Here is a 21825-nt window from a genome sequence, read left to right as displayed (position 1 = left end):
TTGCCGCTTATAATTAACGCCCCCAGGATATCCTTCACTTAGGTTATGTATTAAGTTTCTGAGGGCGCTTGTTGCTGTTGTTTTAGTTCAGCAATTTTTAATTGAGCTTTTTTGAGTTCAAGTTCCATCTCTTGGCGAGCATCGATCATCTCATTGGCTATGGTGGCTAAGTATTTAAATTCTGAAAAACCTTGTTTGCGTTCGTCAATATGTTGATATTCACGTTTACATCGATAGAAAAACATCACAAAGGTGGAAAACGCTTTTTGTAATGTAATAAAACTTCTAATCAATAAGGTCAGTAAAACAGCCGATGTTCCAAGCATGATTAACAGGCTATTACGTTTCACTTTTTGTTGGGTATCTTCAAGTATCATTACCAAGGACTTATCTAACACTATTAAGGCATTTTCAGTGTTATGAGCTTGTTCACGAAAAGCACCTTGTAGGCCTTGGGTATGCGTTAGCCCTAATTTTTGCTGAGCCGCTACTAATTGGGCAAAGCCCCCTTGATAACTATCCAAAAGGCTGAGCAGTTGGATGTTTCCTGTGTTGGCTATGTTTTGTCGCAGCTCTCTGTACTCTTGTTGATATTGCTCAAAATATTTAACTTGGTGACGTAACATAAAATCTTTTTCATTGCGCCTTAATTGTAATAAAGCTAAATGAAATTTAAGGTAACTGTTTTGTTGAAGGTGTTGTTCTAACTTATGAGTTGCTTTTCTAAACTGTCCTTGGTATCCGCTACTTTCATCTAGACCTATTTGTTTTTGAACTTCAGTTAGTGCTATGAATTTTTGACGATAGTCCGAAAAGCTTTGCTTTACATGGTTAAACATAGCCTGCTCATTTTTCTTTGAAGTAAAAAAGTATTCTAGAGCTGCAGCTTGTGTTTCAAAATCATCGGCTTGTTGCTGAAATAAGTCCTGATACTTTACATCGCTTCTCAGCAAAAAATCTTTTTCATGTCGGCGTAGCTGCAATAATTGTGCGTTTAAGTTTAACAAAGCCTTACTTTGAGTATTAAGCTCAATAAGTTTATTAGTGTCATGTATTTGATTGGCAGCTAAGATCAACATGCCTGCTACACAAATTGCGATGATTAATATAAGTCGGGCTTTTATGGAGTCTTTTTTAAAATATATATTCATAGATGGTCAAGGCTATAGGCACTAAAAACGATAAGTATCTTCTGGAGCATGCCATTCATTGATGAAAGTTTTGTTACTAATCTACTTTCATTGAAGTCTTTTCTTGCATTTTGTACCAGCTTTGGCAAAAGTAGCGGTCTTTTTAAGACTCGACAATTTTTATTAGGTAAGTGGCGCCTTTATCGCCATGGGAATTTAAAATGAAGTTAGGTAAAAAGTTACTGTTTATTGGTTTGATGGGCGTAGCAAATCTGAGCTTAGCTCAGTCAGAATATGAGTCAAAATCGGATGAAGTTAACACTTTCAATGAATGTTTGTTAGAAGCGGTTAAAAACGCTAAATCTGAGCGAACAGTTGCCCAGATAAGAAAAACTTGCCAAGATCCTGATGCTAATTTATTCAGCAAACGGGTAAAGTTGGAGCGAGCCGCATCAGAAAACCCCTTTGCTATGCTTCCACATAAACCTAACTTTGTGATACCTGCAAGTTTAACTAGTATTAATCAAGAGCCCTATGCTGACTTACCCGTTGATTCAGAGTTAGACGACGTAGAAGTAAAATTTCAAGTTTCCTTAAAGTATCTCGCAGCACAAGACTTGTTGTTTAAAGACTTGGACTTACAAGTTGCTTTTACTGCTACAAGTTGGTGGCAAGCCTATAATGGCGCAATTTCAGCGCCTTTTAGAGAAACTAATTATGAACCAGAAGTAATTCTGAATTACCATCATTCTTGGTCGTTATTAGGTTTATTACCTATTGAGCAAACTAGTTTGTCTTTTAATCATCAATCTAATGGGCAAACTGGTTCGTTATCTCGAAGCTGGAACCGCATTATATTGAGCTTTGCGTTTGCCCCAACTAAGCATTTTGTGTGGGGATTTAGAAGCTGGTATCGAATTCCTGAAGATGAAAAAACTAGCCCCCTTGATGCTAGTGGTGATGATAACCCTAATATTGAAAAGTATATGGGGTATGGAGAAATTGGTGGCTTGTGGAGTATTTCAGACAAGCATTCGCTGGAGTTAATGATACGTAATAATCTGCGTAGTGATAACAAGGGGGCCCTACAGCTGGGGTGGTCGTTCCCCATTAATGACAAAATTCAAGGTTATGTGGAATATTTCAATGGGTACGGTGAGAGCTTGATTTATTACAATCATCATACACAAAGATTAGGTATTGGGTTTAAGTTGACTAATTGGTTGTAGTGTCTGGAGGCGATGTTATTTTGGGCCTGTTAACATCTCTAAAACCATTTTTTCCAAAGCATGCTTAAAAGCAATATAACGGCTAATATCAGCATGCTGGTGGCTAAGTAATTAAAGGCTTGAGGGTTTTCTGTACCAGGAAGACCCGCCACATTCATCCCAAAAATCCCCGTTAAAAATGACAGCGGTAAAAAGATTGCAGTGACCAAAGACAGCACATACATCCGCATGCCTTGTTGCTCGGCTATACGGTTACGTAGTTCGTCTTGGAGCACCATTGCCCGTTCTTTGGCTAAATCCAAATCTTCTACATAACGGGTCATACGATCTGTTTGATCTCGCAACTCAAATATTTGTGCTTGGCTTAAAGATTTATTGAAGCGGTAAATTGCATCTAAGGCATCCCGTTGTGGCGCAAGGTAACGACGGATTGCAGCGGCTTGACGACGCATACTAGATAGTTTTAAGCGGTCCTCTTTAGTGGATTGCTCTTGAGCTTCAAACTCTGTTAGCTCTTCATCTAGTAAGTCGACAGTTTCACTTATACGATCTGCAATTTTTGTTATTATGTCTAACATTAAGTCTGCTGGGCTTTCGGGTATTAAGCCTTGCTCGACTTCTGCTTTTACATCAAGCAAAGACAGAAGTTTGCGGTTTTTTCGTCTCACCGAAATTAAGCTGTCTTTAGTAAGCCAGAGACGTAAAGATACCATATCTTCGGGATCAGCATCGGGATTACGGTTAATGCCTCGTAAATAGATCAACATTCCTTCACCAAATTGCAAAGCCTTTGGTCGAGTTTCAGTGGTACATAAAGCTTCTACAATTTCTTCTTTAAGGCCTAACGCCGAAAGACAACTTACCGAGTCTGTGGCATCTGCTTGTAAATGGACCCAACGAAAGCCTTCTGTTGTTTGCACTAGCTCATTTAAATCCCCAGTAACAGGTGTGGCGGTTTGCGTTAGATTGAAAGCCCAAAGCACAGCATTAGGCATATTATGTGAGACGGTTTTATGTTGTGTTGTCATTTAGGTGAGATCTTTATGCTGTTTGCTGTCTTCTTGGGAAACTAACTGTAACTGTCCATCTAGATGTATATCTCTTTGTGGAAAGGCAATTACAATTCCGTGCTCTGCAAACAGCTCGTCTATTGCAAATCGAACGTTGCTGCGCACCACTCTTAAATCACGATCTACTGTAGCGTTAATCCAAAAATAGGTTTCAAAAAGTAAAGCGCTATCTCCAAAGTCTTCAAATAAAACCACAGGAGCAGGATCCTTAAGAATATCGTCTTGTTCTGTTACTGCTTGATGTATAAGTTCTTTTACTTTTTTAGCTGGAGAACCATAGGCCACTCCTACCTTGACCATGGTACGGGTTAATGTGTCGATTAGGGTCCAATTCACAACTGTGTTTTCAAGTAGTTTACTATTGGGGATAAGCATATGTACGCCATCTATGCGCCTGATTCTGGTGGAGCGAGTATTAATACTCTCCACACGACCTCGGGCGTTCTCAACTTCTAAAAAATCGCCTATACGAATAGGTCGTTCCCACATTAAAATCCAGCCACTTATAAAGTTATTAATGATATTTTGAGCACCAAAGCCAACACCTATGGCAATTGCTCCAGATAAAAAAGCAAACGCTGTTATAGGTACATTTAATAAATCTAGGGTGGTAATAGTGATAACTACAATGGCCAATATGTAGGTGATGCGTCTCACTAAATGAACTATGTCAGCATTGGCACCATTAGCAATTAATCGAGTGACCAGTTTGTTTACCAACCATTTAGTTAGCATTATGCCAACGAATAACAAAATTGGCGTAAATAGTAAGCCACCAACCGTAAAGGGTTGCTCATACAAGGTAAATACTACCTGATTCAGCGTGTTTGTAATGTCATCCATATGAGTGATTTATTGGCTACACATTGAGAATATTTGAGAGCTATCATAGGTTGTATTCTAGTGATCACCAAGTAAGTTTTATTATTCCTTATCTAGACTATCTACGATTATTGCCCCTAAAGAGGCGGGCATAGAAATTATAACCAGACGCTTTAACGCCAAAGATGAGTCAGTAATGATTGGAAACTTATCTAGCGCCACTAATACTAAAGCCACAACAGACAGAGTTATTACATAAGCAACAACTATTCTCACAATGTAGCCTAATAAGCGATGGGTAATATTCCCTTGGAATAAGTTGTAGTAGGTGTATATGGTTAAAAATGATAATGAAATTATTGCCAATAAGCCTAGATTGAAAAGGGGTAAGCTTTCAGCCATTTGCCATGCTTCTTGTGTAAAAGCGATAGGCATAGACATAGCGAAAGCGCCTACAGCTATTTGACTGGCGTCTTCTTTATTAAAATACAGTTTAATGTTCATATTGGGTCTTATTGGTTTAGATTATCGTAAATTTATATTGCGCCCTATGTTTTAGCGCAGTCTAAAATTACAATGCTAATTTCCTGCCAATATAAACATAATGACGATATTAACAGATGCATTTATAGCGTATCTGACGACACTCTGTATTGTTTCTATCTGTGCGTATTAAACTCTAGTATCAATATTATTCATACTTTCAATTAGCGAGTTGTAATTATACGAAATTAATTCGCACCCTATGTGTAAGTTTTACATATAAGCGCCTTAGCCTTTTTTCACAAAATAGTAAAAATTAAAATAAACCTTTTAAAAACAGTGTCTTAATGGTTTTGTTTTTGTTGGTATAGATGTCGCATAGTAGTTTGTGTACACCACTTTTAATCAACTTATTTTAAAGGGAGACATCATGTTAGGTTGGGCATTAACATTTTTAATTATTGCAATTATCGCCGCGGTGTTTGGATTCGGTGGCATTGCAGGAGCAGCGACTGGTATCGCTAAGATTATATTTTTTATCTTTGTAGTGTTTTTGGTTCTTTCACTTATTTTTAACGCTGTACGAGGCAAGAAACCAAAAATTTAGTATTTAGATACATAACGACTTTTATTTCAACGAACGGAGAAAACCATGAAAAATTTAAAAACGATTACTACTACACTATTAGCATTAACCGCAGTATTTGCTTTGTCATCATGTGATGGAGAAGCAGAAGATGCAGGTGAAAAAGTAGATAACGCAGTTACTGACGCTGGTAATGCAATTGAGGATGCTTGTGAAGACGTTAAAGATGGCGTTGACGCTGAAGATACAGATTGTTAATCGACAGTTTGCATAGTTGAAAAAGGGCGTTAAGCCCTTTTTTTGTGGCTCAGTATTATCTCTTGTTGAGCGCCAATTTATTTGCTCAATAGAGACTGTGATTGCGGATATGTAGGCCTGTGCCGGTATTCTGGCCATTGGGAATTGTACTTAATTAAATTATGAATAAAGCGGAAGGCATTATGAAAAACATACTGAGATTTTATGGCGTTGTTATTAGTTTTTGTGTGCCAGCATTGGCTTTCGCACAAAGTACAGATGCCCCTATTATTGAAACAAAAAAAGCAGAGGTTGATAAAACCGAGTCTATTTTAGATGTAAAAACAGAGTCAGTGGAAGTGGCTATTAGCAACCCCTTCTCCATTTCTCAACATAGGCGCAACTATTTTCTACCTGTTACCTATGCCACTAGTCCTAATGCCGTAACAGTAGACGGCTTAGATGAATCTAACGTGGATAACTTTGAAGCTAAATATCAAATTAGTGTGAAGTTACCCCTGTATATCGAAAATGGCTCCACTTCAGGTATGTATTTAGGGTTTACTTTAAAGTCCTTTTGGCAGGTCTATAACTCAGAAGTATCTAAGCCATTTAGAGAAACTAATTATGAGCCAGAAATTTATTATTCTTGGCAGAATGAATTATCCATTCTTGGATTTAAATTTAATAACATTCAAGCAGGTATCAATCATCAGTCAAACGGTCAGACAAACACATTATCGAGGAGTTGGAATAGACTTTTTGCTTCAGCCTTATTTAGTGATGACTCCTCATTCTATTATATAAAAACTTGGTACCGACTCCCAGAAGATGAAAAGGAAACACCCAGCAGTGCCACAGGGGATGATAATCCAGATATTACTAAATACTTAGGTCACATAGAGATCGGATATGGCACTACTTGGGGTAAAACTAATATCTCTGGTTTGGTAAGAAACAATTTAAGAACAAGTGATAACAAAGGTAGTTTTGAATTAAATGTTACTTATCCATTAACGAAAAATTATGATTTTTTGTTCCAGTACTTTAATGGTTACGGTGATTCTTTAATCGATTATAACCGTCATCAGCAAAGAGTGGGCTTAGGCGTGCAGCTTAAATTTCTATAATGATGGGGCGGCCTAAAACCCCCAGTTAATCTATATAGCCAGAGGAAACCATGACCATTACTTTCTATTACGCTTTATTGGCACTTCTGATTTTGATAGCTGCTTGGGCTGTCCCTAATATTTATACAAGCTTGGGCTTAATATGGATTTCTGTGTCTTTGCTAGCGGTAACTTTTGCCTATCTATTGGAACAGCCGGGCATATTTAGAAAAAAGCATGATGGTTCTATTCCTTTATATATTCGTTGGTTGTTTATTCCCTTCTTAATTGGGGTGCAATTTTACAATACTTGGGCTAGAAAACGTGATGCGGTGCCACCCATTCAAAAGATTGAAGGTAACCTGTATTTAGCTTGCAGGTTATTCCCTTCTGACGTGGATGAACTTAGGCGTTATAAGGTGTCATCAGTTCTAGACGTTACTGCTGAGTTTAGTGGGCTGGGTTGGGTTTTAGCAGATGAAGAATGGCAATATCTTAATATTCCAGTGCTCGACCATCAAAGTCCCACAGATGCTCAGCTCAGTCATGCTATTAATTGGATTGATATTCAGCGAGCTGTCGACTCAGGCGTGGTGATACATTGCGCTTTAGGTCGTGGGCGATCAGTATTTGTTATGGCAGCTTACCTCTTAAGTAAACACCCAGACTGGTCTGTTGAGCAAGCCTTGAAAAAAATTCAAGGCGTAAGACAAACTGCTAATTTAAACAAAAGGCAATTGAAACACCTGAATCAAATCCATGCTAAAGGTGGACTGGTTAGTAAGTCTAAACTTGCCTTAATTGCGAACCCCGTTTCTGGTTCAGGTAAGTGGTTAAAGTATAAGCAAGAGGTTTTACAGCGCTTATCAGTGCGCTTTGAAGTACAAGTATTTGAAACCACAAAACAAATTTCTGCAAAAAAATTGACCCAACAAGCACTCAATGCGCATTGCCAAACTATAGTTGCCTGTGGAGGTGATGGCACCATAAACGAAGTCGCATCACAGTTGGTCGATACCAATGTCGCTTTGGGGATGATCCCCTTAGGTACAACTAATGCTTTGTGTCATGTGTTGTTTGGTATTTCAAGTAAGATAGTACCTATCTCCCGTTGTTGTGAGCTAATTATCAAAGGAGATACACAAACCATTGATACTCTTAACTGTAATCAAGAGTTGGTGTTACTAATGGTGGGAATAGGCCTTGGTCAGAAGATGATCAAGTTTGCCAGTAGAAGTGAAAAAAATGAATCAGGTCAATTAGCCTATATACAGGGCCTATGGCAAGCCATACAGTTAGGAGAGGGAGTTGAATTAACCCTTGCTGTTGATGATAAGCCTCAAATTGCCATACACACCACTAGTCTAGTTGCAGCAAATGCTGCACCCTTTAGTACCATTTTAGCTCAGGGGGGCGGTCAGCCTGATTTGACCGATGGCAAGATGGACCTTACGTGGTTGCCTTCTAAAGGCGAGCCCGCTGAGCAGTTATTTAATTTTAGCGGGTTGGCAATCAATGCTATTGCAGGAAGTCAAATAAGTGAACAGTGTTTCTTCTGCCAAGCTAAACAAGCTAAAATTACCGCTAATAAAGATATTGATTATGTTGTTGATGGCGAGAATCGAACCGCCAAAGAACTGCTCATTGTCGTAAAGCATAAATCACTTAAGGTTATTTATGAGGCAGATGTAGAGTAAGCTCGTTTAACGTTAAGCGCTATGATTGATGTAGTTTTTTCTTGATTTGTAGGCCCTTCCTGTCAAGTATTTCTAGCGTGTTATGTAGTTAAATCTTTGGGAATATTTGTCATGTATTTATGTTGTTTTTTTATAAAAACATTATCTTAATGTTGTAGTGTGTCGGCGGATTTTTCGAGATTTGATCTATAACCTGCAATCAAGTGATAGAGTAGTTTTGGTTATAAATTAAACAGTAATAGTAGATAAAGCAACAGACGTTATTAAAGTATTGCGAGCTGGAGTAGATTTTTATGGTGAAGCGTCTAAAGCAATATCAGACCAAGAAATAAAACGGTTTTTTACCCAAGTGATTAAGGCCCGTCAAATGGCAGTTAAGCCACTTCAATCCTTCGCTGTACAGAGAAAGGCGAAATGGAAACTGGTGAATCAATAGCAGTTAAAGTCAGAAAATCATATATCAAAATTAAAGTGGCCATGACATCAGACAAAGATCATACTTATGTTGATCAACTTGAAGAAGTTGAAGACAAAACTCTCGCAAACTTAAATGATGCCATTAATGCCTCTGAAGGTTTTGATTGTCATAATGCGCTTCTAAGAGTTCGCTTAGTGATACAGAAATGCCATGGTGATATGAAAGCGTTACAAATCGTCTCCCCATAGATTATCTTAGTTCAATCATATTAAGCCCGTTGCATTTGCAATGGGCGATTTTTGAGTCAAATCTTGCTGTTGCAAGCTGAAAAGTAATGAGTAATCTAGTAGTTTTTCTTTTTATTATAGTCCCAGGAAGCCAGTTTATTCACTTTCATTTGAAGCTGTTTTGGCTTTCAGGACCTTACCTGATTGCAGCATGGTATCTAGTTTTTCTCCCCCTTTTGCTCCAAAGTCCAAGGTTCTTATAGGGAATGGAATTAAGATATCAGCAGCTTCTAAGGCTTGTTTCACATTTATAACCGCTTCGTGCCTTGCTTGCATAAATCCTGTTTCACCTGGGTAGTCAATCCAAAACCAAAGTAATAAATTGATGCTACTGTCACCAAAGCCTTCTGCAAAAACAGCAGTTTCTTCTTTTCGAATAACAAAGTCACAGGCATTTATCTTTTCAACTAAAACCTCTGCGGCTTTTTGCGGATCATCGCCATAAGAAATTCCAACCGGTATCTCGATTCTTCGCATGCCTATAGTCGAATAGTTGGTTAGAATATTTCTGAACAATATTTTGTTAGGGATAATTTCTAATTGACCAAAAAAAGTTTCAACTAAGGTGTTTCGTAAATTGATGGTTTTGACTGTACCAAATACTCCATCAGACTGAACCACATCTCCAATTTGAAATGGCTTGCGTATACCCATAGCGATACCAGCAATGAGGTTCTCGGTCATATCTTGGAAGGCAAAACCTATGGCTAAACCAACAATACCTGCGCCCGCTAATAATGAGGTGACTGTACCTTTTAGTCCGAGAAAATCTAAGGCGATAAAAATCCCCGTTACTAGGATGAGCATTTTAAATATAGCGGCAAGTAAGTCAGCTATTTGTCTAGACTCTAAGGCTTTGTGCAAACCTTTTTTAGCAATATTGCCGGCAATTCTAGCAAATATTGAAAACACAATGGTGATAACAATCGCTACCACTATATTGGGTAAATGTTTAATGCCTTGCTCTAGCCAAGTAGTCAGCTTTTCATTAATCAAGTTCCAAAATGTCTCAATTTCTATTAAGTCCATATTATTCTCCTAATCGATTATTAGGTTTCTTTAAACAATATCTATTCCTTTTTTTAAGTTATTGTATTCATTATATATTTCATTTCTCCTTGCTAAACACTGTTAGGTTTTATGTAACATTTACATAGTGGTTGCAAAAGCTTTTCAGGGTAAGCCGTTCCTAAATATTGTTTGTCTCTATCTAAGTTGGTTAAGTCATTGGCTAACTTAAGTTTATTGCAAATTTTCGCTTACTATTAGTGGTTGGTACATGGCTTGCTGAGTTGATAGAAACCCAAACATAGTAGAGGTGGAAAATGGTCTTTCAACCATTGAAGTCAAAGAAATTAATAGTTGTAGTCTTGTTTGTATTGCTGCTAGTTGCATTTCGCATTGCACTCGCAAGCATAATGGTGTGGTACGTAAATAGGATTATAGATGAAACGCCTGGTATTTCTGGTGCAGTAAAAGAAGTGGATATAGCTTTCATACAGGGCGCTTATCAGCTTAACCAGGTTAATCTGTATCAAGAGGGCGATAACCTACAACAACCTCTGTTGTTGGCTCCCCAGATTGAATTATCAGTATTATGGAGCGCGCTTTTTGAAGGACGAATTGTTACTGAAATCATGATGATTGAGCCTAAAATCTCTTTGTTTGACCAACCTAAAGATGACGTCATTGAATCAGATTCTGTGTTGAATGAGAAAACTTGGTTAGGGCTAGCCACTGATTTAACTCCACTAGCTATTGATAAATTGACTGTGGTTCGAGGGGCTTTTGTAATGGATGCTAAAGACCAACTGAAACGAGCGAGTTTTTCAGTTGAAGACGTGGAGCTTGAAGCAAGTAATATTGCGGTTGCGCCACAAAGCCCGCAAATAGCTGAGCTAGCGTTTTCTGGTAAGGTGCAGGGGACTGCTGATTTATCCCTTACCGCTTCTTTTGATCCAAACGAAAAAGTTCCTACTTTCGACATGGATCTAGAGATGGATAAAATCAATGTGTCTTATCTTGATGCTTTGGTTAAGTTCTATTCACCTGTTGATTTTGAAGCTGGGCATATAGATTTTGCGTCAGAACTTAAAGCAGAGAAAGGTGCTGTGACTGGTTATTTTAAAGTGGGTATTTATGAACTAGAGGTGTTTTCGTGGCAAGAAGACGCCATTGAAGATGATGACAACCCCATTGAGCTTTTAGGTGAGGTAGCAGGAGGCATGGTAGCCGAAATTTTTGAGAATAATGATGAGCAGCTTATAGCAACACGTATTCCGATTTCTGGTGATTTGAGTAACCCAGATATTTCGGCGTGGGTGGCTTTTAAAGGAGTGGTTAAAAATGCCTTTGTGCAAGCCTATGACTTAAAGTTAGAAGACTCGATTAATGGTCTTAAAGTAACAAGCCCGTCAGAATAGCAGTAGGGGTTAATTACTGCCTTTAAAAGCAAGCTCAACGAAAAGTGGAAAGTGGTCTGAGTCGATTGAAGGCAAGCGTTGAATATCCACTAAACCAAAATGGTCACTGTGGAATATATGGTCTAAAGGCCAACGCAGAAAAGGATAATTAACATGGAAGGTATTAAACATACCTCTACCAATACGGGGATCTTTTAGTCCGCTAATTTGTCTGAAAGCTCGGGTTGTAGGTGACCAAGCTACGTCATTTAAGTCACCTGTTACTAGCAAGGGATCGTCTCTATCTGCCACTTCTTTGGCAATCATCAATAACTCTTTATCTCTGGGTTTTGCCGTCTCATTTTCCGTAGGGCTGGGAGGTGCTGGATGTAAAAAGTAGCATTTAATTCTATGCTTATCTGGTAGAACAAGGTAACACTGAATAGAAGGGACCCCTTCTTCTACTAACTCTCGCACCTTAATATCTTCAAGTGGAAATCGACTAAATAGATGCATGCCGTATAGGTTGTCTAATGGCTTGTTAACTCTGTATGGGTAATCCTTATGAATGGCCGATAACGAATCTTGCCACCATTGGTCTGACTCTAAGGTAACGATTACATCAGGTTGTTTCTTCGTTATTAAATCTAACAATTTAGGTGCGCTATGGTTTGTCATCAATACATTGCTCGTTAGTATTTTTAGTTTCTGCACATCTAAATGCTGAGCCACTTGCTGAACTTGCTTAGTGCTTAATCTCGTATAAGGAATAATCCAAGCTAACTGATAACAGGCTACCGTCAGGTTAATGCCGATTAGCGAGAACTGGAATAAAGGATTGTTTAGAAATAAACAACTTGTAGCAGATAGCACAGCTAATAGGGTTAGTTGTACTCTAGGAAACTCCCACACTCTAAAAATCCAATGATTAAAGCTGAACAATGGCAAAATTGTCAGTAAAAATAGTACTACTGTGATTACGCACAAAACCATACCTAACATTTTACTTCCTCGTAATTTTTATTGATGGTGTTTTGAAGGGCCTGCTCTGTGCAATGCACGTATACTGCCAATAATGATAGCGGCTTAACCTAGTTCTTACCTTAGAGACGCCCTTGGTAATTCTACAGTCTACATCTTTATTGATTAATCTGAACTTTTGATAATCCTAAAGGCAATGGGCAAATACTTCATAATCGTGAGAATAATTTACACATAAGTATTTTTTGCTCGATATTTCTAACCCTTAAATATATTTAACTAATTGTAAAATATGGTTTTTTTATACTGGTACATGAGTTGCTTTATTAAGTTCACTACCGAAGAATGTACTTCGGTTAGTAAACTAAACTAGGAGAACATAATGGCGACGACAGCAAATTCTGGATCTCAAGCAAGTAAAGCTAAAGCGACTAAAAGCTCTACTACACCTATCGCAGACAAGGTAACTGAAACTCTGCATGAGTCAGTTGATACTCTAGCCGATCATAGTGCATCTATGGAGCAAAAACTCCGTGAGACTGCAACGGGTACGGCGGCAAGCATGAGTGAAAAACAAGCCCAAGCAAAACAGTATTGGGATGCTTCTACCGTTGGTAAATATACCAAAGAAAACCCTTTAGCTACTGCAGGAATTGCCTTTGCAGCAGGCGTATTATTGACATCGCTGCTGAAGCGTAAGTAGGTTTTAGCATGACCGCCAAAACCACCCACACAAGATCAAGTGCATCACGGGAGCAGCAAAACGATGCTGCTCCTTTGAGTATTTTAGCTGCATGGGAAAAAGTATTTAGGGCTTATTTGGTGAAAGCTAGATTAGCAAAAGATGTTATTAAAGCAGATCTAACGCTTTCACTCCAAGCACTGATAGCAAGTGCTATCTGTTTGATGACCCTAGTGGGGATCGGTTTACTGATTTGGATAACATTGCTACTTACATTGGGTTACGGTTTGTACACCCTAGGGGCGCATTGGCTGTTTATCCCAATAACCTTTGTAGTGGTAAATGTTGCGCTTCTTTGTTGTACGTATGGGATTTTTAAACGTGTTAAACGGTCGATAAATATTAACGCTTCGGTTGATATGTTTTCTGACAATGATTAGCAAAAGGAGCAGATTACAGTGTTCGATGTATTAACAAAGCAAAAGAGTCAACTTCAGCAAGCTCAATGTGATTATTTGGCAGCTAGTAAATATACCAAAAGACAGGTCGCCATGGCCAAAAATAAAACCAAAGACTTTGCTGGAAGCCCAACAGCCTTAATTTCAGCATTTTCAGTTGGAGCAATGGTAGGTGCATCGCCCTCGCAGGCTCGCTCAATTTCAACCTGGACTCGCTTATTTCCCTTGTTTACAGAATTATTAGGATAGAACACTCCTTCGAAAAGCAAGGATGCGGTCTTTCTTGCGACCCTGCCATCGATATTCCAACTTTGCTCTATAGTCTAGTTCCGCAGACTAATTTTATTTAGATACACTGTCATTGCAGACAAACGCTTAACGTATTTCATTAACGCTTCTTTGAAGAAATTCTAATTTCTTAACGTCACATTAACTGCATTTGGCTCTTGATGGTTAGTGTGAAATTTTTACATCTTGTGTGTAAATAGTTACACATCATTTCTCTGATTATTACTGCTAAATTAAAATATACAATAAAATCAATTACTTATGTTGTGGCATGTTACTGGCATTAGTTTATGTGAACTTTTAACAGGAGAACAAAATGAAACGTACAACCATTTCAATTATTTTTGCAACTGCTATTAGTACAACATCTCTAGGTGTGAGCGCTGAAAACACTTGGAAAGAAGGTGCCAAAGATGCATGGATAGACGGCAAAGCTGAGTCTGCCTTATTATTTAATACCAACCTGAATTCATTTGACATCAATACCGATGTAAAAGACGGCGTGGTTATTCTTACAGGTAAAGTTGATAGCAGTGTAGACAAAGCACTAGCTGAAGAATTAGTTACTTCTATTGACGGTGTAGAGACTGTTGATAACAAGCTTACCATAGTGTCTGAAAAGGACCATGAAGAGCATGCTGAAGATAGTCAAGTCATGCAAGGTTTGTCAGACTCAAAAGTAGAAGCAGGTGTTAAGGCCCGTTTATTATTTGAGCCAGATGTGAGTGGTTTGGACCTTGAAGTAGAAGTTGAAGATGGCGTAGTCACATTATCAGGTATTTTGGAGTCAGACTCTGAACGTGACTTAGCGATTGCTATTGCAGAGAACACCGATGGTGTCTCTAAAGTCATTAATGAAATAGAGCTAGAAGACTTAGTTGTTAAAAACTAATTACGGCCATATGGAAACCCGCGCTTTTAAAGCGCGGTTTTTTTCTGAAATCAGGAACCTTTCATTATGCAAAAGCTCTTAGTATTAGTAGCAAGTTTTATTGATTCAAGGACTGGACAGAAACATGAGACGCTAGATTGTATCTTGGTGAGTCACTTTAATTGGTTTGCCCGATACGAAACTAATGGGATGTTAAAATATAAACATTGCCCAATATGTTCTTGTTCACCCAAATAAAGCTCAACTTTTAGGAATTGCTAATTATGTTTGCAACCAGTAACAATATTTTACAGGCCGCTGAGTCAGATTACCTTGGCCGAGTTTTTACTGAGCCAGATCAAACTTTAATGTTAATTGGTTCAGGCAGATCATTAGAATGTTTGTCAACTTCATTCGCTCAGATCTTTAATGTCATTACCACTTCTCACACCAGTGATATTTTTCAGGCTTGTGGAGATCAAGATGTGGACATGATCATTTTGTATGCAGGTCATAGTAAAGACTTGTGGGTAGAAACCCTTAGGCAAATTCGCTCCAACTCAATGTTAAATTTTATTCCTGTTATTGTGCTAACAGAAACCAACTCCATTAACGCTCAATTGATTGCCTTAGAGTTAGGTGCATTAGACTGCATGGTTAAACCTGTGAATACTTTTTTACTCAATGCAAAGATCAATAACTACATGAAATTAATGAAAAACATGAAAGAGTTGGAGCTAATTTCTTGTACTGATGGTTTGACGGGGTTGGCGAATAAAATGCAGTTGAACACTAGATTAAAAAGCGAATGGTACAGAATGAAGCGAACAAGTGCCCCTCTGTCGACTCTGATGGTAGATGTAGATCATTTTAAACTTTTTAATGATACTTTTGGTCACCTTGAGGGCGATGAATGTTTGAAAAAAGTAGCTAACGTTATTAAGAAAGTTGCAGCTAGGGATTCGGATTTTGGCGCTAGGTTTGGTGGTGAAGAATTTGCTATTTTATTACCAGATACTGATCGCAAGGGTGCTCAAAAAGTTGCCCAAGCTGTGCTTCAAGAGTTGCAAAAACTAGCAATACCTAGTGCAAATGATGAGCATAAATATTTAAGTGTAAGTATAGGAATTAGTAGCTGCGAGCCACATACTGCTGATGAATCTAAAATAGATCCTAGTTGGTTATTAGAAGAGGCTGACAACAATCTATACAGAGCAAAGGATCATGGCCGTAATCAGTTCTGGGGCTAAGCTATGCCTTTTTCAACGTTTTTATCTGCTTTGTTAATTGATTAACGTTGCGAGTTTATCTTTATTTAAGGGCTTTAGAAGAGCTTTAGAGGCTCCATGCTGTTGCAGTGTATCTTTGTCAATATCAACACCGCTTATTATGACTATTTCATCAGTGTAGCTTTGTAATTGACTATGTTTAGCCAAGTCTAAGCCATTCTCATCTGGCAAATGCACGTCAAGTAAAATTTTATCCCATTTATCTTTTGATTTAAGCAAGGCTCGGCATTGTTTAGCCGAATGTGCGACAGCGACCTCTGCGCCCATGGATTCAAGTAATAACTTGGTAATCTCTGCTGCATCTACATCATCTTCAACCAACATAAAACACAGTGAGGAAGAAGAGGAGGGCGTTATTTTTTGTAAGCTAGGTTCAGTGATCGCTAAAATTTTTGATAAGTCACTGTGTAATAGGACTTTATCTACAGGCTTTGATATGACTGAATCAAAACCTAGATTTTTTAATTGTTGCTCAACACCCTTCATGGTTGCTGCTGTTAGAGCTAATATATGTCCGCCAAACCCTTGATTGCGAATAGCAACAACGGCTTCTTTGCCATCCATTTGTGGCATATGTATGTCCATTACGATGGCATCGTAAGGTGTATTACTTTGCAAACTAATGATGGTTTTATCTAAGGCTTGTTTACCATTTTCCGCAAAATCAACGGTTAGCCCAAACGACTGAGTAATGTGGCCAATCAGCATTCTAATATCCGGGATATCATCTACCACTAATACCCGTCCTTGTAATGGGCTAAGAGAGGTTGGTTTATCGTTTACCAATTGCTTAGTTAGGGTCAAAAGAGATTGCTGTTTGTTGCTAGTGGCACTGCATTTTATGATTGCAGTGAAGCAACTACCTTTGCCAACAGTTGAGGTGGCAGAAATGCTTCCATTAAATTTGCTAGCCAGTTCAGAAGAGATAGCCAGTCCTAACCCGGCCCCCTCTTCTTTTCTGGATACCATATCTTCAACCTGTTCAAATGGTTGAAATATTTTATCTAGTTTTTCAACAGGAATACCTTGGCCAGTATCTTTTACATCAAATTGAAGTTGGTATTGGTTGTCTGGTGTCTCTTTTGCTTTTACCACCACATCTACTGAGCCTTGTTCAGTAAACTTAATGGCATTATAAATAAGGTTTATGAGTATTTGGCGTAAACGGGTAGGATCACTATAAATTTCATTAGGTAGGGATGTACTTGAACTCAATGTCAGTGAGATACCCTTATCGCTAGCAGTTATTTGCATCAAAGTATAAATATCCACTAAAAAACTGTTTAGGTGGATAGTTGCAGGGTTTAGCTCCAATTTTTTGGCTGCTATTTTTGAAAGGTCCAGCACATCATTTAGTAAGCTGAGTAAGTGTTTACCATTGTTTAGAATGATATTTAATTCATCTTGTACTGGCTCAGCTTTTTGAGTGCCCAACAGTAACTCTGTGTAACCTAATATAGAGGTTAAAGGCGTGCGTAATTCGTGGCTAAGGTGAGCTAAAAAACGATCTTTAGAGCGGCTTTTAGTTTCAGCGTTAATTCTTTCTAGTCGCTCATTCTCTACCTCTTGTCTGGCCAATGCATAACGAATAGCCCTAGCAAAACGAGGGCTATCAAGCTCGTGTTTAACAATAAAGTCAACGGCTCCAGCGTCTAGTGCTGATTTGTCTAATACTTTGTCAGATTGCCCGGTCAGCATGATAATAGGTACGCGACAGCGAATTTCAGTCGCTTGCTCTAATACTGTTAAACCGTTTAGAGCTCCCAACTGGTAGTCGAGTAAGCAAATATCATGTTGATTAAGCGTTAGTTTTTCAAATGCTTCTTGAGGTGTCGCCACCCAGTCAATTTGGAATCTATACTCGTCTAATTCTTCTAGGCAATCTCTGGCAATAACATAGTCATCTTCATCATCTTCAACTAGTAAAATTCGCGCACTTTTTTTTTGCATTTTAAATCCGAGTACTGTGTTTTCTGCTAATAAGACTGATTGGGTAACTCAACAAACTCAATCCAGTACTTTCCTAATGCTTTCATTAGGTTGACTAGCCCTTCAAAGTTCACAGGTTTAGTGATGTAGGAGGCTGCGCCTAAGCCATAACCTTTCACCATATCTTCTTCTTGTTGTGAGGTCGTTAAGATGACTACCGGAATAGACTTTAAATTCGGATCCGCTTTGATTTCCTTTAAAGCTTCTCTGCCGTCTTTACGGGGCATGTTTAAATCTAACAATATCAAACCTGGCCAAGGATATTTACTAGCGTCGGCGTATTTACCTTTACGCTTGAGATAGTTAATTAATTCAACGCCATCTTCAACACAGTGTAAGTCATTTATAACACGGCTTTCGTCTAGAGCTTCTTTGGTCAAAAGTCTGTCATCTTCATCATCATCGGCCATTAAAATGGTTATTGGCTTTCTATTTACTTCAGTCATTGTTTGATTCCGTGTTTTCAAAAAGAACGGGTGTAGCGGGTATTTTGACAGTAAACACTGTGCCTACTCCTAATGTGCTGGTGGCACTAATGTTGCCACCGTGTCTTTCAACTATTCTGCGACAAACGGCCAAGCCAATACCGGTACCTTTGTATTCAGAACGACCATGCAAGCGTTGAAAGGGAACAAATATTTTATCTGCAAACTCTTGCTCAAACCCTATACCGTTATCGGTAATTGTTAGAATGTGCCACTCAATCTCAAGATTAGTGTGTTCATCTGATAAGTGTTTTTCTTTATATGTTATCGATATATCAGGCGCCACTTCAGGTTTTCGAAACTTTATGGCGTTAGAAAGTAAATTTAGAAATAACTGATACATCTGGCCCTTGTCACCCTGAATAGTAGGCAGAGTGTCAATGGTTATTTGGCTGCCGCTTTCTTCTGAAGCTATCTCTAGATCACTAAGAATGTCTTCCATTACTAAGTTCAAATCTACACTTTTAAAATCTTTACCACGTGTTGTTATCCTAGAAAAATCGAGTAAATCATTGATTAAATTAGACATGCGTTCGGCAGCAGTTTTCATTCGTTTTATATAGTCGACCCCTTTACCTTCAAGCTCTTGTTCGTAAGTCGACATTAATCTATCACCAAAGGCTCTAATTTTACGCAGTGGTTCTTGTAAGTCATGGGAGGCGACAAATGCAAAATCCTCTAATTCTCTATTACTTCTACTAAGTTCTTCAGAATATATGGTGAGTTCCTTAGTTCTAGCGGCAACTTGTTCTGCAAGTTTCTCATTTTGTTGTTCAAGTGAACGGCGCAATTTACTTTCAAAATTAATGTTTAATTTTGCCATAAATAACATGCCAAATAACAACAACGAGCTAGTGATACCAGAGAGCCAAAACGTAATGTTGGCCTCTTGGCGAATATTGAAAAGATACTTTAGACGGCTATCGCGATATTCAATTTCCGCTTCTTTAAGTTCGTTGATGAGGCTTAATATATCAGTGTATAAGTCTCTGCCACGACCAGTCATAACTAAACTGAGTGCTCTTCTCTCTTTGTCTGCTAATGCGAGTTTGACTGTTTTTTCGAGCTCATCTAATTTTTCCTCACTTAATGCAAGAAGTGTGGTGATGTGTTCTTTTTGTTGTGGATGCTGGAAGTGCTGTTGTTTTACTAGCTCCATCTGGTCAGCTACCTTTCTTAGGGCACGCCTATATGGCATCAGATATTCATCAATTTCGGTTAACAAATATCCCCTTTGCCCTGTCTCCGCTGAAAGAACAGAGATATGTAAGTCATTTAGAGCTAAAACAGACTCTGAGGTCTGATACAGGTCTTTTTGTGTATTGGACAATTCCCCTACGGTTTTTATGGCGATATAAGCATTACCGATAATTAGTCCGAGCACTAATACTGCGATGAGTAACCAAGTCGACAGGGAGTTATCGAACAAGTGTTTTTTATTGTTGTGTACTTCCATGCTATTTATCACCGAATTCTTGGCTGATGGTTTGCAAGGTTTGGCTACATTCCTGACAAGCTTTAATTATCTTATCTAGGGCTTGCAGGCCTTTCTCTTTTGGCATGTCATTTTCAAGCACTAACTTTATCATCTCAGCATTCATAGAAATGCGATTTAGCGGAGAGCGAGCGTCATGTACTAATTTACTTACAGTGACATTTTCTTCGTGTGACATATGACTTCCCTAAGTACTTTGCATTCAACTAATTGATATCTATGGACTTACTCTTCGAAATCACCGTAAGCGTGTAAACGGTTATAGAGGGTTTTGGTGCTTATCCCTAGCATATCGGCGGCGGCAGTTTTATTACCCTCTACTTTTTCTAAGGTGATACGGATCAGTTCTTTTTCAACATTTTCAATAGTTTGCCCTGCAGACACACCTTGATTCGCCTTTTTGGCGAGTGAGAAAGGGGATTGAAAGCTAGACGGTAGTTGAATATTTTTAGTCGCAGGATCACTCATAATGAAAGCTCTATGCACAGCATGCCTTAATTCTCGAACATTACCCGGCCAGTCAAAATTAGAAAGCTTATCTAGTTGGGCACTGGTCCATTCGTAGTTACAGTCATTCTCAGTGTTTAACTCTTCTAAAAAGGCTTGGGCTAAAAGAGGGATATCTTCTTTACGTTCACACAATGCAGGAATAGATATAGGAAAAACAGCTAACCTAAAGTAAATGTCTTCTCTAAGTACATTATCTTTTGCGATAGATTCCATTGAACGGTTAGTAGCGGATACTACCCGGCAATTAACTGGAATCTCTTTGACACCACCTACCCGAATAACCTTCTTACTTTCTAATACGCGAAGTAAATTAGGCTGCATGTCTATGGGCATTTCTGTGACTTCGTCTAAAAATAGCGTGCCATTCTCAGCTCTTTCAAACACGCCGTCCTTCTTAGCCACTGCTCCGGTGAATGCGCCTTTTTCATGGCCAAACAACTCACTGCCGATCAAGTCTTTCGACAAAGCACCACAGTTTGTTGCGACTAGTTGTCCTTCTACTTGGCTGGCTTGATGAATCGCACTGGCCACTACCTCTTTACCCACTCCGCTGTTACCCATCAACATCACATTCGCCGAGGTCTTAGCAACACGTTCAATCATTAAGTAAAGCTCTTGCATGGCAGCAGACTCGCCAATTAAACAACCAAAATGTCTTTTAACTATTGAGCCTTTAGATGCTTTAGATTTTTTGGATTTTCGAGAGAGGGCTTGTTCAATATCTTCTCTTTGCAGGGGTTTTACTAGGTAATCAACTTTGGGCCCACTGATCCCAGCCAAAATTCCTTTTACTGAGGGGTGTCCGGTAATAAAGGTGATATGTGCTGCGGAGTTGTTTTTTTCGAGGCGATCAACTAAATGTAAGCCACTACCATCTGGCAACATAAAATCTAGTAAAATATGGTCAAAGGGTTGGCTGTCAGTCCATTCACAGGCTTCTTTCAAGCTGTTGGCAATAGACACTTGATGCCCTAAAAATTCAATTATATTTGAAGCAACTTCTGCAAACTCTAAGTCGTCATCAACAAGCAATACATTTAGCAATGGTTTATCCTCGTACAGAGTTTTCTCTGCGATTTAATATTTGTGAAACAACTTTGAACCTTAGTGGTCAAACTAGTGGTTCTAATTTACCTATTTAGGATCCACATTCCCTTTAACATTTGGCAACTTTACCTATATGAAACTAATTGCTGTCATTGTGAAAATAATACACATTGTCTGTAAGACCTTCTCACCTATTAATCTTCGTCAAGGAGTTTAATAATTAACCCAAACATAACAGCTGTAAGTATTCATGTAATGTT

Annotated in this window: 23 protein-coding genes; 12 read left to right on the top strand and 11 right to left on the bottom strand. The window is 38.6% G+C overall.

What is annotated here, in order from left to right:
* Positions 1-50: 50 nt before the first annotated feature.
* Positions 51-1151 (bottom strand): hypothetical protein, encoded by a 1101-nt coding sequence (locus EOK74_RS04345; protein WP_133468696.1) that lies wholly within the window; start codon positions 1149-1151, stop codon positions 51-53.
* Between the two features lie 200 nt (positions 1152-1351).
* Here EOK74_RS04345 and EOK74_RS04340 point away from each other — a divergent pair, with 200 nt between their 5' ends.
* Positions 1352-2359 (top strand): phospholipase A, encoded by a 1008-nt coding sequence (locus EOK74_RS04340; protein WP_239024010.1) that lies wholly within the window; start codon positions 1352-1354, stop codon positions 2357-2359.
* A 38-nt stretch (positions 2360-2397) separates the two neighbouring features.
* Here the strand turns inward: EOK74_RS04340 and EOK74_RS04335 are convergent, their stop codons facing one another.
* The 3 genes from EOK74_RS04335 to EOK74_RS04325 form a co-directional block, all read right to left on the bottom strand.
* Positions 2398-3387 (bottom strand): zinc transporter ZntB, encoded by a 990-nt coding sequence (locus tag EOK74_RS04335; protein WP_239024009.1) that lies wholly within the window; start codon positions 3385-3387, stop codon positions 2398-2400.
* The gene (locus tag EOK74_RS04330; RefSeq protein WP_133468695.1) at positions 3388-4272 is read right to left on the bottom strand and encodes a mechanosensitive ion channel family protein; all 885 of its coding nucleotides are present in this window, start codon (positions 4270-4272) and stop codon (positions 3388-3390) included.
* Between the two features lie 81 nt (positions 4273-4353).
* Complete coding sequence (locus EOK74_RS04325) at positions 4354-4749, bottom strand: DUF2391 family protein (RefSeq protein ID WP_133468733.1); 396 nt, start codon at positions 4747-4749, stop codon at positions 4354-4356.
* A 415-nt stretch (positions 4750-5164) separates the two neighbouring features.
* On the opposite strand from EOK74_RS04325, the gene EOK74_RS04320 reads away from it, so the two are divergent.
* The 5 genes from EOK74_RS04320 to EOK74_RS04295 all read left to right on the top strand — a co-directional run bounded on the left by EOK74_RS04320 (position 5165) and on the right by EOK74_RS04295 (position 9029).
* Positions 5165-5341 carry a DUF1328 domain-containing protein gene (locus tag EOK74_RS04320; protein ID WP_133468694.1) on the top strand — a complete coding sequence of 59 codons (177 nt, stop codon included), beginning with the start codon at positions 5165-5167 and terminating at the stop codon, positions 5339-5341.
* Between the two features lie 45 nt (positions 5342-5386).
* The gene (locus tag EOK74_RS04315) at positions 5387-5578 is read left to right on the top strand and encodes a hypothetical protein (protein ID WP_133468693.1); all 192 of its coding nucleotides are present in this window, start codon (positions 5387-5389) and stop codon (positions 5576-5578) included.
* Between the two features lie 182 nt (positions 5579-5760).
* The gene (locus tag EOK74_RS04310; protein ID WP_133468692.1) at positions 5761-6687 is read left to right on the top strand and encodes a phospholipase A; all 927 of its coding nucleotides are present in this window, start codon (positions 5761-5763) and stop codon (positions 6685-6687) included.
* Between the two features lie 50 nt (positions 6688-6737).
* Positions 6738-8363, top strand: a complete 1626-nt coding sequence (locus tag EOK74_RS04305; protein ID WP_133468691.1) for a diacylglycerol kinase family protein — start codon at positions 6738-6740, stop codon at positions 8361-8363.
* Between the two features lie 414 nt (positions 8364-8777).
* A complete protein-coding gene (locus EOK74_RS04295) occupies positions 8778-9029 on the top strand; it encodes a DUF2383 domain-containing protein (RefSeq protein ID WP_133468690.1) in 252 nt (83 codons plus the stop codon).
* Between the two features lie 135 nt (positions 9030-9164).
* Here EOK74_RS04295 and EOK74_RS04290 read toward each other — a convergent pair whose 3' ends face one another.
* Complete coding sequence (locus tag EOK74_RS04290; RefSeq protein WP_133468689.1) at positions 9165-10097, bottom strand: mechanosensitive ion channel family protein; 933 nt, start codon at positions 10095-10097, stop codon at positions 9165-9167.
* Positions 10098-10393: 296 nt separating this feature from the next.
* On the opposite strand from EOK74_RS04290, the gene EOK74_RS04285 reads away from it, so the two are divergent.
* Positions 10394-11491 carry a DUF748 domain-containing protein gene (locus EOK74_RS04285; RefSeq protein WP_133468688.1) on the top strand — a complete coding sequence of 366 codons (1098 nt, stop codon included), beginning with the start codon at positions 10394-10396 and terminating at the stop codon, positions 11489-11491.
* A gap of 9 nt (positions 11492-11500) precedes the next feature.
* On the opposite strand, the gene EOK74_RS04280 is transcribed toward EOK74_RS04285, so the two are convergent.
* The gene (locus EOK74_RS04280) at positions 11501-12472 is read right to left on the bottom strand and encodes an endonuclease/exonuclease/phosphatase family protein (protein WP_239024008.1); all 972 of its coding nucleotides are present in this window, start codon (positions 12470-12472) and stop codon (positions 11501-11503) included.
* 361 nt (positions 12473-12833) lie between these two features.
* Between EOK74_RS04280 and EOK74_RS04275 the strand changes: the two genes are divergently transcribed.
* From EOK74_RS04275 to EOK74_RS04255, 5 genes are all read left to right on the top strand, one after another.
* A complete protein-coding gene (locus EOK74_RS04275) occupies positions 12834-13154 on the top strand; it encodes a DUF883 domain-containing protein (protein WP_133468687.1) in 321 nt (106 codons plus the stop codon).
* 8 nt (positions 13155-13162) lie between these two features.
* On the top strand, positions 13163-13573 hold the full coding sequence (locus EOK74_RS04270; RefSeq protein WP_133468686.1) for a hypothetical protein: 411 nt from the start codon (positions 13163-13165) through the stop codon (positions 13571-13573).
* A gap of 18 nt (positions 13574-13591) precedes the next feature.
* The gene (locus EOK74_RS04265; RefSeq protein ID WP_133468685.1) at positions 13592-13840 is read left to right on the top strand and encodes a hypothetical protein; all 249 of its coding nucleotides are present in this window, start codon (positions 13592-13594) and stop codon (positions 13838-13840) included.
* Between the two features lie 355 nt (positions 13841-14195).
* On the top strand, positions 14196-14771 hold the full coding sequence (locus EOK74_RS04260) for a BON domain-containing protein (protein ID WP_133468684.1): 576 nt from the start codon (positions 14196-14198) through the stop codon (positions 14769-14771).
* Between the two features lie 263 nt (positions 14772-15034).
* Positions 15035-16000, top strand: a complete 966-nt coding sequence (locus EOK74_RS04255; RefSeq protein WP_133468683.1) for a diguanylate cyclase — start codon at positions 15035-15037, stop codon at positions 15998-16000.
* 33 nt (positions 16001-16033) lie between these two features.
* Here EOK74_RS04255 and EOK74_RS04250 read toward each other — a convergent pair whose 3' ends face one another.
* From EOK74_RS04250 to EOK74_RS04230, 5 genes are read right to left on the bottom strand one after another with little or no spacing between them, the layout of a single operon-like run.
* Complete coding sequence (locus EOK74_RS04250; RefSeq protein WP_133468682.1) at positions 16034-17989, bottom strand: hybrid sensor histidine kinase/response regulator; 1956 nt, start codon at positions 17987-17989, stop codon at positions 16034-16036.
* Positions 17990-18015: 26 nt separating this feature from the next.
* Complete coding sequence (locus EOK74_RS04245; protein ID WP_133468681.1) at positions 18016-18474, bottom strand: response regulator; 459 nt, start codon at positions 18472-18474, stop codon at positions 18016-18018.
* Complete coding sequence (locus EOK74_RS04240) at positions 18467-19969, bottom strand: sensor histidine kinase (protein ID WP_133468680.1); 1503 nt, start codon at positions 19967-19969, stop codon at positions 18467-18469. Before EOK74_RS04240 ends, EOK74_RS04245 begins: the two co-directional genes overlap by 8 nt.
* A 1-nt stretch (position 19970) precedes the next feature.
* On the bottom strand, positions 19971-20186 hold the full coding sequence (locus EOK74_RS04235; RefSeq protein WP_133468679.1) for a histidine kinase: 216 nt from the start codon (positions 20184-20186) through the stop codon (positions 19971-19973).
* A 47-nt stretch (positions 20187-20233) separates the two neighbouring features.
* Positions 20234-21562, bottom strand: coding sequence for a sigma-54-dependent transcriptional regulator (locus EOK74_RS04230; protein ID WP_133468678.1), 1329 nt, complete (start codon positions 21560-21562; stop codon positions 20234-20236).
* Between the last annotated feature and the right edge of the window lie 263 nt (positions 21563-21825).

It is taken from the genome of Paraglaciecola marina, from assembly GCF_004360155.1.
GTDB lineage: Bacteria > Pseudomonadota > Gammaproteobacteria > Enterobacterales > Alteromonadaceae > Paraglaciecola > Paraglaciecola marina.
This window is presented reverse-complemented; position numbering and strand designations above follow the sequence as displayed.

Excerpts from the sequence above, each read along its gene's own strand:
- EOK74_RS04340 (WP_239024010.1), top strand. The coding sequence starts at position 1,352 with ATGAAGTTAGGTAAAAAGTTACTGTTTATTGGTTTGATGGGCGTAGCA.
- EOK74_RS04275 (WP_133468687.1), top strand. The coding sequence starts at position 12,834 with ATGGCGACGACAGCAAATTCTGGATCTCAAGCAAGTAAAGCTAAAGCG.
- EOK74_RS04335 (WP_239024009.1), bottom strand. The coding sequence starts at position 3,387 with ATGACAACACAACATAAAACCGTCTCACATAATATGCCTAATGCTGTG.
- EOK74_RS04310 (WP_133468692.1), top strand. The coding sequence starts at position 5,761 with ATGAAAAACATACTGAGATTTTATGGCGTTGTTATTAGTTTTTGTGTG.
- EOK74_RS04255 (WP_133468683.1), top strand. The coding sequence starts at position 15,035 with ATGTTTGCAACCAGTAACAATATTTTACAGGCCGCTGAGTCAGATTAC.
- EOK74_RS04345 (WP_133468696.1), bottom strand. The coding sequence starts at position 1,151 with ATGAATATATATTTTAAAAAAGACTCCATAAAAGCCCGACTTATATTA.
- EOK74_RS04250 (WP_133468682.1), bottom strand. The coding sequence starts at position 17,989 with ATGCAAAAAAAAAGTGCGCGAATTTTACTAGTTGAAGATGATGAAGAT.
- EOK74_RS04280 (WP_239024008.1), bottom strand. The coding sequence starts at position 12,472 with ATGTTAGGTATGGTTTTGTGCGTAATCACAGTAGTACTATTTTTACTG.
- EOK74_RS04270 (WP_133468686.1), top strand. The coding sequence starts at position 13,163 with ATGACCGCCAAAACCACCCACACAAGATCAAGTGCATCACGGGAGCAG.
- EOK74_RS04235 (WP_133468679.1), bottom strand. The coding sequence starts at position 20,186 with ATGTCACACGAAGAAAATGTCACTGTAAGTAAATTAGTACATGACGCT.
- EOK74_RS04245 (WP_133468681.1), bottom strand. The coding sequence starts at position 18,474 with ATGACTGAAGTAAATAGAAAGCCAATAACCATTTTAATGGCCGATGAT.
- EOK74_RS04315 (WP_133468693.1), top strand. The coding sequence starts at position 5,387 with ATGAAAAATTTAAAAACGATTACTACTACACTATTAGCATTAACCGCA.
- EOK74_RS04295 (WP_133468690.1), top strand. The coding sequence starts at position 8,778 with ATGGAAACTGGTGAATCAATAGCAGTTAAAGTCAGAAAATCATATATC.
- EOK74_RS04320 (WP_133468694.1), top strand. The coding sequence starts at position 5,165 with ATGTTAGGTTGGGCATTAACATTTTTAATTATTGCAATTATCGCCGCG.
- EOK74_RS04305 (WP_133468691.1), top strand. The coding sequence starts at position 6,738 with ATGACCATTACTTTCTATTACGCTTTATTGGCACTTCTGATTTTGATA.
- EOK74_RS04260 (WP_133468684.1), top strand. The coding sequence starts at position 14,196 with ATGAAACGTACAACCATTTCAATTATTTTTGCAACTGCTATTAGTACA.
- EOK74_RS04330 (WP_133468695.1), bottom strand. The coding sequence starts at position 4,272 with ATGGATGACATTACAAACACGCTGAATCAGGTAGTATTTACCTTGTAT.
- EOK74_RS04290 (WP_133468689.1), bottom strand. The coding sequence starts at position 10,097 with ATGGACTTAATAGAAATTGAGACATTTTGGAACTTGATTAATGAAAAG.
- EOK74_RS04285 (WP_133468688.1), top strand. The coding sequence starts at position 10,394 with ATGGTCTTTCAACCATTGAAGTCAAAGAAATTAATAGTTGTAGTCTTG.
- EOK74_RS04240 (WP_133468680.1), bottom strand. The coding sequence starts at position 19,969 with ATGGAAGTACACAACAATAAAAAACACTTGTTCGATAACTCCCTGTCG.